The 11,151-nt window shown below is 42.7% G+C and carries 8 protein-coding genes; 6 read left to right on the forward strand and 2 right to left on the reverse strand.

Annotation, left to right across the window (positions count from 1 at the left end; genetic code table 11):
• Nucleotides 1-223 precede the first annotated feature (223 nt).
• Nucleotides 224-2,554 carry a tetratricopeptide repeat protein gene (locus R7F07_RS10565; RefSeq protein WP_171343227.1) on the forward strand — a complete coding sequence of 777 codons (2,331 nt, stop codon included), beginning with the start codon at nt 224-226 and terminating at the stop codon, nt 2,552-2,554.
• 46 nt (nt 2,555-2,600) lie between these two features.
• On the opposite strand, the gene R7F07_RS10570 is transcribed toward R7F07_RS10565, so the two are convergent.
• Entirely contained in the window at nt 2,601-3,329 is a 729-nt protein-coding gene (locus tag R7F07_RS10570) for a formylglycine-generating enzyme family protein (RefSeq protein WP_373921034.1), read from the reverse strand.
• A 238-nt stretch (nt 3,330-3,567) separates the two neighbouring features.
• On the opposite strand from R7F07_RS10570, the gene R7F07_RS10575 reads away from it, so the two are divergent.
• The 3 genes from R7F07_RS10575 to R7F07_RS10585 all read left to right on the forward strand — a co-directional run bounded on the left by R7F07_RS10575 (nt 3,568) and on the right by R7F07_RS10585 (nt 7,205).
• Nucleotides 3,568-4,893, forward strand: a complete 1,326-nt coding sequence (locus R7F07_RS10575) for an anaerobic sulfatase maturase (RefSeq protein WP_171343226.1) — start codon at nt 3,568-3,570, stop codon at nt 4,891-4,893.
• Between the two features lie 53 nt (nt 4,894-4,946).
• Entirely contained in the window at nt 4,947-6,044 is a 1,098-nt protein-coding gene (locus R7F07_RS10580; RefSeq protein ID WP_065274487.1) for a hypothetical protein, read from the forward strand.
• Between the two features lie 162 nt (nt 6,045-6,206).
• Nucleotides 6,207-7,205, forward strand: coding sequence for an HAD family hydrolase (locus tag R7F07_RS10585; protein WP_005385672.1), 999 nt, complete (start codon nt 6,207-6,209; stop codon nt 7,203-7,205).
• Nucleotides 7,206-7,312: 107 nt separating this feature from the next.
• Here the strand turns inward: R7F07_RS10585 and R7F07_RS10590 are convergent, their stop codons facing one another.
• Nucleotides 7,313-8,830 (reverse strand): arylsulfatase, encoded by a 1,518-nt coding sequence (locus R7F07_RS10590; protein ID WP_005377761.1) that lies wholly within the window; start codon nt 8,828-8,830, stop codon nt 7,313-7,315.
• 247 nt (nt 8,831-9,077) lie between these two features.
• Between R7F07_RS10590 and R7F07_RS10595 the strand changes: the two genes are divergently transcribed.
• Nucleotides 9,078-10,514 (forward strand): arylsulfatase, encoded by a 1,437-nt coding sequence (locus R7F07_RS10595; RefSeq protein WP_225478180.1) that lies wholly within the window; start codon nt 9,078-9,080, stop codon nt 10,512-10,514.
• A 152-nt stretch (nt 10,515-10,666) separates the two neighbouring features.
• The coding region (locus R7F07_RS10600; protein WP_318110491.1) for a hypothetical protein at nt 10,667-11,151 on the forward strand (485 nt) is incomplete at its 3' end.

Below are 11,151 nucleotides of genomic sequence, written 5' to 3' on the forward strand. Positions count from 1 at the left end.
GTTAGTTTGTAGAGATTCGTAAAGTAGATTTAGATCACTGAAGAGCCTTATTTTTATTGCGTAGTAGAAGAGGGGATGGAAATGAAAAACAATAGGATGCTCGCTTGTTTTACGGTCCTAAAGCAATACTAAAGTCGTTATGTATTGCTTGTAATTATTTGTATAACCAGTGATTTAGTGTCTATATTGATTTAGGTTGTACATTATAAATATAAGGATATCTATGAGTCAGTGGGCAGGCCGGTTTCGTATTTTATTGCTGGTCAACGTTGTTGTCAGTTTTATGGCTTTTTCTCAAGAGTTATTAATAGAGAAACCAAATATTCCTTCAGGCTTAAATCCAGAATATGCTGGCACACAAGCTTGTATAGATTGCCACCAAAACGAGGTAGCGGCCTGGAAAGGGTCACATCACGATATGGCCATGAAGCATGCAAGTACAACCTCTGTACGTGGTGATTTTGATAACCATGTTGTAACGCACAAAGGAATGCCTAATCGTTTTTTTAAAAAAGGCGACGAATTTTGGGCCAATATTCAAGGTGCTGACGGGCAATGGCATGACTATAAGATCAGCTATACATTTGGCTGGGAGCCATTACAGCAGTACATGGTCGAGTTTGAAGATGGACGCGTGCAGCTTATTCCTTTTGCTTGGGACACAAGAGCTAAAGTTGAAGGGGGACAGCGTTGGTTTCATCTTTATCCAGAAACGACAACAACGGATGAATTCTATTGGACCAATACCGGGCAAAATTGGAACTTCATGTGTGCTGATTGCCATTCAACGAACCTAAAGAAGAATTACGACGCAGACAAAAACACTTACAACAGCTCATGGTCAGAGATTAATGTGGGATGCGAAGCATGCCATGGTCCTGCTAGTCAGCACATAGAACTGGCCAAGAAATACAAAAATGCTGGCACGTCTTTTGAGCATGACAGCCATTATGGCTTTGATCGAAATTTGTCTAAAGCAGTGTCGGATTGGGTGTTTGAGGAAGGCCATAGTACGTTACAGCCGAAATCAATTGAAGCAACCAATCAAGTGCAAACATGCGCTCAATGCCATAGTCGCCGAACCCAGTTAAATGAAACAGGTGATCATGTTAAAGGTTCCTTTTTTGATAAATATCGCTTAAGTCTTATAACACCTGAACTCTACTATCATGATGGACAGATTTACGACGAAGATTATGTTTATGGTTCGTTTCTTCAATCTGAAATGGCGGAGAAGGGGGTCACGTGCACTAATTGCCATGATCCACACACGGCAGAGTTAACGATCCCAGAAGAGGCAGTATGTTCGCAATGCCATATTGCATCGGAATATACACCTGAAAAGCATACCTTTCATAAGGCTGGATCTGAAGCATCGCAATGTACGACTTGTCACATGCCAGAAACGACTTACATGCAAGTCGATCCTCGTAGAGACCACAGTTGGCATATTCCACGACCGGATTTGAGCAAACATATTGGAACGCCCAATGTTTGCATGTCATGCCATGAAGATAAAAGCAATCAATGGGCCGATGAACAGATAGCAAAATGGTACCCGAATTCGAAGTATCGTAATCAGCAACATTTTGCTGTCGCATTTTATGCGGATTCAATTGGTCATCAAGGAGCAGCAAATGCGCTGGCATACTCTGCTCAGGATTCGTCGTTAAAAGACATTATTCGTGCTTCAGCCCTGGAGAGAATGGGGGGCAATACTGACCAAAATACAACAGTATCTTTGGCTAGGGCCGTTAAGAATGAGAATGAAATGGTTCGATTAGGGGCAATTTCAGGCTCGTCTGGTTATGAATTTCATGATCGGTGGCGGATTCTAGAGCCATTGCTTGGTGACCCGGTGCTTTCAGTGAGAGCGGAAGCTGCCTCGGTGCTGGTAGCGAACTACGCACAAATGACCCCTTTACAAAAAGATATCATTAAATCGCCTTTAGAAGAGTACATGGAAATTCAAGAGTTTAATGCCGATCGTGGTTTCGGAAGAACCAATTTGGCGAATGTGTACCGCAGCTTAGGTGAAATCGACAAAGCGGCCGAGCTGTATAAACAAGCGATCAGCATCGAACCCTATTTCGAAAATAGCTACGTTAACCTAGCAGATTTGTATCGTCACCTAGGTAAAGAAGAAGCTGCGCTCACGGTGCTACAACAAGGGATGAAAGCTCAACCTAAATCCAGCACGTTACCATACAGCGCAGGTCTTTCTTTGTTGCGTCAAGGCAAAGCTGATGATGCGAAAAAGCTACTTAGACGCGCCGCAGAAATTGGTGAAACTAATGCTCATTATTGGTACGTGTACGGTCTAGCTTTAGAAAAAAGCGATGTTCTAGAAGCCAGTAAAGCGTTGCAAACAGCATTTGACGTCGGTGGCAATCCACAGCACTTGTATGCTCAATGCGAGGTTCTAGCGAGAAATCATAAAAAAGGTGCTGTCGCTTTTGCTTTCGATAGGTGCATACAAGAGCTTAGTCGCTATGCACCTAAACAAGCTATTGATCAGCTTAAAGCCTCTATTGTTGGGGTCAATAGGAGCTAATTACCAAAAGTGGAGCTTTTATCGCTCCACTTTTTTCTTACTTAGTTTAATCAGCGTCTTTCGCTAATCTCAGCCCCATATCGGACATGATGACTGACTGGCTAGCAAAATCGCGACGATAGTTTTCGGATTCGTCAGCATCATAGGCAAAGCTACCACCTCGTACAGACTTGTGTGCAAGGCTTTCTTTTTCATCTTTTGCGTTTACCGGATTATCACTTGGTGCTGATTTGTAATAGCCTTCATCAAACGCATCAATAACAAACTCACCAACATTACCCGTCATATCGTATAAGCCAAGCTCATTCGGTTTTTTCTGACCTACCTTGTGTGCCTTATTGTTTGAGTTACTGGCATACCAGGCAACGTCGTTAATATCATCAGACCCCGCGTAAGTGAATCCTTGACTTAGATTCCCCCCTTTCGCTGCAAACTCCCATTCTGCTTCTGTGGGTAAACGATAGTGCTCTCCCGTTTTTTCATTCAATTTCTTTATAAAATAATTGGCTTGTTGCCAGCTAATGTTATTCACGGGCGTATTTGGGTTTCTAAAATAACTCAGAGAAGAGCCTGTAACCGATTCGAATAACTCTTGGGTTACCTCAAATTTTGCCAAATAGAAATCATCCACGCGAACGGTGCGAGCCGGGTGCTCGGATTTATTTGCTGATGGATTATCCGAGCCCATCATAAATTGTCCACCTTCAATAAGAACCATATCTTGATCGATTTTTTGAGCAAGAGGGCTAGGTTGTGTTGTTGCACATCCAGTCATAATTAGCGAAATCGAAATAGCGGCACCAAGGTAAAGAGTATTACTTTTGGAATGCTTCATAGGGGAGCTCCATCAACATTTATGATCAAAGAATTTTATCAGGCAAGTCTATGAAAAACAGTTATACACACTATAACAAGCGCCACGAATAATTGAACATTATCATCACACTAGGCGATTAACTTAATGATTAGTCTTAACGCCGTTGGGCACAGGCTAGCAACTAAGAAGGTGATGAATGCACATAACTCAAGGTCCGCAGTTCAATGGAAAAGCATCCAAGCGATTACATGTCATGGCGAAACCTATCGGTGCAGTGTGCAATATCGATTGCACCTATTGTTATTACCTAAACAAACAAGATTTACTTGAGTACAAGCCAGGCTGCTCACCAGTCATGGATGAGGAAACGCTAGAGACCTATATCCGTCAATATATAGCGGGACAGAATACACCTGAAATCATTTTCTCTTGGCAGGGTGGTGAGCCGACAATGCTAGGTTTGGATTATTTCAAGACAATTGTTGAGGTACAGAATAAATACCGTCCCGATGGCATTACGATCTCCAATGATCTCCAGACTAATGGCACACTGCTTAACGATGAATGGTGTGAGTTTTTAAAGGCGAACAACTTTCTCGTCGGTTTAAGCATTGATGGCCCAGAAATGATGCACAACGCTTACCGAACAAACCGAGCTGGTAGAGGCACATTCCGGCAAGTTATGAATGCGGTTGAATTATTACATAAGCACGAAGTAAAGTTTGCTACGCTCACTTGTGTTAACAACTTGACCGGACGTAACCCACTTGAAGTGTACCGATTCTTGCGAGATGAAGTACGCTCCCCTCAAATGCAGTTTATTCCAATAGTTGAGCAGAAAACATTCAGAACAACCGCCCCTCAAACTTGGGAGCCAAACGAGCAACTAAAGCAAGGAGATAAACGGTTGATCCCAGGTCATAAAGATGCCGTTATTGAGCCTTTTTGCGTTGCGGATGAAGCATGGGGAAATTTTCTGATCGCGATTTTCAATGAATGGGTTTTACACGATATCGGCAACGTGTTTGTGCAGTACTTTGAAGCCAGTATCGAAACCTGGATGGGCAGAAAAAACCCACTGTGTACGTTAGGTGAAATCTGCGGGAAGGGCTTAGCAATGGAGCCTAATGGTGATGTGTTTGCGTGTGATCATTACGTGTACCCAGAATATAAGGTTGGAAACATTCATCACGAAAAGCTCGATACGCTCGCTTATAGCTCTGAGCAGCAGAAATTTGGGTTTGCTAAAAGTCGTACGCTGCCCCAACAGTGCCTTCAATGTGATTATCAATTTGCATGTTTTGGAGAATGTCCCAAAAACCGTTTTATCCGTACTAGGCAAGGTGAGCCTGGTCTTAATTATCTCTGCGCGGGTTGGAAGAAGTTTTTTACCCATGTTGATCAGTCGATGGCGTACATCTTACGAGCGACAGGTAACCCAGTGGTTCACGGTAAATACAGTGACCAGATTCTACGCCAGCAAGCTACTCAAACACAGACTGTGTTTGAAACGAAGTTTTAAGATAGTCACTACGCCTGCTACAGGCCCGGAAATGAAAGAATATAGGTTATTGAATGCAAAAAATTAAGCTGCTCTCTAAATCATTACTCGTGATCTCGATCGGCATTGCTGCGAGTCAAACAGCAGTGGCACAAGAAACAACATTGCTAGACCCAGACCAGGTATCGCCGACAACGGTTGTCACTCCACAAGAAGCTCAAATGACACCGGCGCAACGAGTCGAAAAGCTGTCTTATGATGCGCAAAATAAAAAGTTGTCTTCAGAAAAACGTATTGATGCTTTACGTGAGTTAGCCAACTATCCAAGCCAAAATGCATTGGTTGCAGTTGCCCGTGGGTTGCAGGATGAAGATGCAGGTATTCGCGAAGCTGCGATCGTGGGAGCACAGCCATATATGATTGAGCACCGTTGGCGTTTGATTTCACCATTATTGAGTGATGACGCCGCCATGGTGCGAATTACAGCAGCGATTAACCTCGTTCGAGATTACGCCAATTTGAGTTCGGAGCAACAGCAGTCACTTGAGGGGCCTGTTTCAGAGCTGACAGCACACTTGTCCAGTAAGAACGATAATGTTTCCAAGTTATTACTTGCAGACGTTTACCGTTGGCATCGTGATTGGGATAAAGCGGCGCTGATATACCCAGAGTTAACTAAGCTTGAGCCAAACAACCCTCAAGTTTGGTTAAGCTATGCAGACAACTTCCGAGCGCAACAGCTAGACCAAAAAGCTATCAACGTGCTTGACGAGGGTATCAAGCTAAATTCAGAAGATGCCTCGCTGCATTATTCTAAATCTCTCGCTTTGGTTAGATTAGACAAAAAGAAAGAAGCGGCGTTTGAAATAGACAAAGCTGCGACGATGGCAAAGACGAACAGTTACTTTTGGTACTTAAATGGTGTTCTGCAAGAAGAGTTAGACTTGAAGAAGTCTGTCAACGCTTTTGAGCAAGCGTATTTGATATCCGGTGCTCCAGAACAATTGTATGCCGTGTGTGACATCTATGTTAGATACGGCAACCCTAAAACGGATGACTGTTTAACAGAGCTAACGAAGGTCGCTCCCGACTATGTTATTGAAGAGCTCAATCAGAAAAAGGGACGTAAAAGTGCCCCTACATCAGTTGAAGCCAATGAATTTAAACTCTAATCGTTAAATTCCATGTTTCTATTTTAATAAAATAGTGGACTAGATTAGTGACATTGTCACTTTTTGGTGGCCGTTGCATATTTCAGTTCAATATGCGCCTGTTTCAATTGAACTATACTTTTGATTGGATTCGCACCTAGCACCTCAATATAAGGAATTAAGATGGCTATAAAGTTAAAGACGATTGTCTTAGCAACAGGTTTTGCTCTGTCTAGTTACGCTGTTGCTGCTGATATGCAAGATCCACTTCCGTCATGGAACAACACTGACGCTAAGCAAGCTATTATGGCGTTTGTTACGAAAACAACGACCCAAGGTTCGGATTCCTATGTGCCTGAAAGCCAACGAATCGCGACGTTTGATAATGATGGAACACTTTGGGCAGAAAAGCCTGTTTATCTACAGTTGTTTTTTGCGATCGATAGAGTAAAAGAAATGGCCTCTGAGCATCCTGATTGGAAGACAACCGAACCCTTTGCTTCCGCATTAAAAGGTGACATGGAGGGGATTGGTAAACAAGGACTCGAAGGTGTAATGAAGCTTGTTATGGCAACCCATTCTGGAATGTCTACTGAACAGTTTCATCAAGAAGTTAAGGAATGGTTGAAAACGGCTGTCCATCCAACAACGGGTAGACCATACACTGAAATGGTCTATCAACCTATGCTCGAACTGCTCGACTATTTAAGAGCGAACGACTATCAGACCTACATCGTTTCTGGAGGCGGAATTGAATTTATGCGCGTTTGGGCGCCGGAAGTATACGGCATTCCAACGCAAAACATCGTGGGAACGACGTTAAAGGCGGAATATCAAAGTGTTGATGGAAAACCTACCATCCAACGCATGCCGGAAATAGACTTTGTCAATGACAAAGCAGTAAAGCCTGTGACGATTCAAAACTTCATTGGCAAACGTCCGGTAATGGCGTTTGGTAATTCTGATGGTGATTTACAGATGTTAGAGTGGACGAAAGCAGGTTCAGGTCCAAGATTTTCTGCGATTATCCATCACACGGATGACAAGCGTGAATGGGCGTATGATAAAGATTCGCATGTTGGTAAGTTAGATAAATCGTTTAAAGTAGGTGAAGAGCAAGGTTGGCTATTTGTCGATATGAAACAAGATTGGAATCAAGTGTTTAAAGAGAGCACTAAATGATAATCTTTGTTTGACCATAACTTGCTGCAACCAAACAATTGCAACGAAATAAAAGGCCTCACAATTGAGGCCTTAGTTAATTCCACAATAGCTTCGATACCTAGGGTCTAGTTTCTAGGTTGCTGTGTCATTGTTTCTACCACTTTTTCAATACTTAACGAGCTACCTTTCGTTGCAGGGAACTCCTTAAATGTCTCTAGGAACTTACGCACGATAGCTTGAGCAGGAACGAACATCCACATTTGATCAGCGTAAAAATGTCTGACGTAAAGTGCTGCATCTGGACCGACCTCAAATGGATCCATACGAAGGTTTACAATCAAAGGCCAACTAGGTGTTTTGCGGTATGCCTCATTAATGGCACCCTCCATAATACTGAAGTGGATCTTCCAGTCTTTATAACGAACGGCGTTTAAATTACCACCAGCATCGAAGTAAAAGATTTCTTTGCGTGCGCCTTCATCAGCTTTACCAGTCAGCAGATCAAGTTGGTTGTAGCCATCTAAATGTGCTTTAAAGGTTTTGCCCGCTGCTTTATGACCCTTCAATAGTTTTTCTTTCACATCAGGTTCGCCCACAGCTGCGAGTAGAGTTGGCATCCAGTCTTCTTGTGAAAAGATATCGTTGATAACCGTTCCTGGTTTAATGTTTCCAGGCCAGCGTACCATCATCGGAACGCGGAATCCGCCTTCCCAAGTCGTACCTTTTTCGCCCTTGAACGGTGTAGTACCACCATCTGGCCAGGTAAATTTCTCAGCGCCATTATCAGTACTAAAAACAACAATGGTGTTATCTGCTACGCCTAGCTCTTCAAGTTTATCAAGCATGACACCTACTTGATCATCTAGGTCCATCATGCCATCGGCGTATAAGCCGTAACCTGACTTCCCTTGATATTCTTCACTCAAATGTGTCCAGACGTGCATACGGGTTGAGTTATGCCAAATAAAGAATGGTTTGTCTTCTTTTACTGCTTTTTCCATAAAGGCCAAGCTAGCATCCATGAACTCTCGGTCTACGTTTTCCATACGCTTACGAGTAAGGGGACCTGTGTCCTCGATTTTGCCATCCGCAGTCGCCTTCAACACGCCTCGAGGTCCGAATTTTTTACGAAACTCTGGATCTTTTGGATAAAACTCAGACTCAGGCTCTTCTTCCGCGTTTAAATGGTATAGGTTACCAAAGAACTCATCAAACCCATGGTTAGTTGGTAGGTGCTCATCTTGATCACCAAGGTGGTTTTTACCAAACTGACCAGACACATAGCCGTGATTTTTAAGTAACTCTGCGATAGTAGGATCTTTCGATTGAATACCCTCTTTTGCGCCGGGCATACCAATAGTCAATAGACCGGTACGAAACGGATGTTGACCCAGAATAAATGAGGCTCGTCCGGCAGTACAACTCTGTTGTGCGTAAGCGTCTGTGAAAATGGCACCTTCATTGGCGATTTTATCAATGTTAGGAGTCTTCCCTCCCATCATACCATTGTGATATGCACTAATGTTGTATACACCTACATCGTCACCCCAGAACACAAGGATGTTGGGCTTATCGGCAGCAAAGGCTGTGGACGCAGCTAATGTACCGACCAATGCCATTACCTTTTTAATCGAGTTTCGCATGAAAATCCTCCGCGATAAATGAATCCATTATCGTTATATAACGTTACTAATTGTGTTCATCATGGCGAAGTCGAGTGAGATGACACCAAATGAGACAATGTAGTCAGTTGAATATAGTAGAGGTTTTTTGTTGCTTCCAAGTAATCCCTGTTTTTCAAAAATGTTAACTAACATGGACTAGACTTTAGTGTGTTTTAAGTGTGATAAGACGCACTTACAGGAGTGAATTTCAATGAAAGGCGACACTATGAAAAATAAACTAGCAACTATCCTGTTTCTATGTATCCCGTTAGAAGTGGTTGCGGAAGAGACACCAAATGTCGTGGTAATGTTGGTTGATAACCTTGGGTGGGGGGAACTAAGTTCCTATGGGAGTACCAGAGGTGTTGAAACTAAAAACTTAGATCAACTTGCTAGAGAAGGTGTACGCCTTACTAATTTTAATGTGGAACCGCAATGCACGCCAACTCGCTCCTCATTCATGACGGGGAGGCGAGCGCTTAGATCTGGGACAGATAAGGTTGTTTGGGGAGTGCCTTACGGTATGGTGAACTGGGAGATAACCATTGCAGAGAAGTTTAAGGAACAAGGATATAACACGAGCCTTTACGGGAAATGGCATTTGGGAGACCAAAAAGGGCGCTTTCCAACGGATCAAGGCTTTGATGAATGGTATGGCATTGCAAATACGACGGATGAGTCAGAATATAGCTCTCAACCCGGTTATAAAGCTATATTACCTAAACCTCAAATCCTTTCAGCTAGAGCAGGGCAGGATCCTAAAGGGGTCAAAGAATATAATTTGGACTCACGTAGAACGATTGACAGTGAGCTAGTTGAACATGCCACAGATTTTATAAATCGAAATGTGAAAGAGAATAAGCCATTTTTCTCTGTAATTACTTTTACTCAACCACATTTACCGACGCTACCTCATCCTGATTTTATTGGTAAAACAGGCAAAGGAAATTACTCAGATGTGTTAGCTGAGATAGATTTTCGAGCTGGGCAAGTTATTGGTGCAATAGAAAAAGCAGGAATTAAAGACAATACACTAGTGATTTGGTTTTCTGACAACGGTCCAGAGTGGCATATGCCATACCAAGGCTCTAGCGGACCATGGCGTGGTGCGTACTTTACGGCTCTTGAAGGCTCTCTCCGAACACCATTTATTGCCTCTTGGCCTAACCACATCAAACCGGGCAGAGTGAGTGATGAAATTATCCATGTTGTGGATCTATTTGCCTCACTTTCTCATGTCGGTGGATACAAATTACCAAGCGATAGAACAATAGATAGTATTGATCAGTGGGCCTTTTTAAAGGGAGATAGTGAAAAGTCTAATCGAGATGGTTTCATCGTTAACAATGGATCTGAAACCTACGCTTATAAGTGGGAAAATTACAAGATGCACTTTATTGATCAAGATATCATGCCGGAGAAAGGGCGCCCATTACAGATCCCTGAAATATACAATTTGATTGATGACCCTAAAGAGGAGTTTGATTTAAGAAATAATGCCACATGGTTATTTCCTATCATGATAGGAAAGAGAGTAAAGTTTGAATCTTCCGTTTCAACAAGCTGCGATACGATTCCTTTCCCTGCTCCATTTGGATATGAGCCCGATTGTAGCAAGGGGAATTTCAATCAATTTCCAGTGGATGGATTACGCCAGAAGTAGTTTACCCCAATGGCTCTTTCTCGCATACATGAGGTATGTTTTTGGTTCAATATCTCATTAGAGCCATTTAGGGCCATGTTTTTTCTAGTTTCATTTGAACAGTCATATTCGTCGACCATACTTAAAGTTCGTTGTTTCATATGGGGCGAATTATGCAGCCAATACTCTACATTCAAATCGGTAATGTTCTTTGGGCGGTTTTAAGTGACGGTTCTTGGATCCAAATGTTGCCCAACGAACAATTAGTTCCAGAAGTAGAGGTGGTTGTTCTTAATACTGACATTCTCGATATTGCATTTAATGAAGATACAACAAGTGAGGATGAATCGAGTTCGAATGATCTTTTAATTGCATCTCAAAACGGTATTGAATCCACTTTTAATCAGAGCGTTCGAGATTTTAGTGAGTCTTCTGGTGGGTTAAGTTTTGTTGCCTATATTCGCGCTGTTTTACCTGAGCAACTCGTTTCTAATGGCTATGTTACTAGGCCAGCAGTGCAAGAAAGAGAGAACCCAACTTCTGAGACTCAGGCTCCTGAGCGGTTGAATCCCGATGCTATATTAACGGTGGATATTCTTGATGGCGGCGATGGATACGAAAACCAGTTTGAAGTTCCTAGTGTCACGATTCAAGGTGA

This window comes from Vibrio sp. YT-16 (assembly GCF_033337405.1).
Lineage (GTDB): Bacteria > Pseudomonadota > Gammaproteobacteria > Enterobacterales > Vibrionaceae > Vibrio > Vibrio alginolyticus.

Coding starts and splice junctions, on each gene's coding strand:
- R7F07_RS10565 (WP_171343227.1), top strand. CDS start 224: ATGAGTCAGTGGGCAGGCCGGTTTCGTATTTTATTGCTGGTCAACGTT.
- R7F07_RS10570 (WP_373921034.1), bottom strand. CDS start 3,329: ATGACTGGATGTGCAACAACACAACCTAGCCCTCTTGCTCAAAAAATC.
- R7F07_RS10575 (WP_171343226.1), top strand. CDS start 3,568: ATGCACATAACTCAAGGTCCGCAGTTCAATGGAAAAGCATCCAAGCGA.
- R7F07_RS10580 (WP_065274487.1), top strand. CDS start 4,947: ATGCAAAAAATTAAGCTGCTCTCTAAATCATTACTCGTGATCTCGATC.
- R7F07_RS10585 (WP_005385672.1), top strand. CDS start 6,207: ATGGCTATAAAGTTAAAGACGATTGTCTTAGCAACAGGTTTTGCTCTG.
- R7F07_RS10590 (WP_005377761.1), bottom strand. CDS start 8,830: ATGCGAAACTCGATTAAAAAGGTAATGGCATTGGTCGGTACATTAGCT.
- R7F07_RS10595 (WP_225478180.1), top strand. CDS start 9,078: ATGAAAAATAAACTAGCAACTATCCTGTTTCTATGTATCCCGTTAGAA.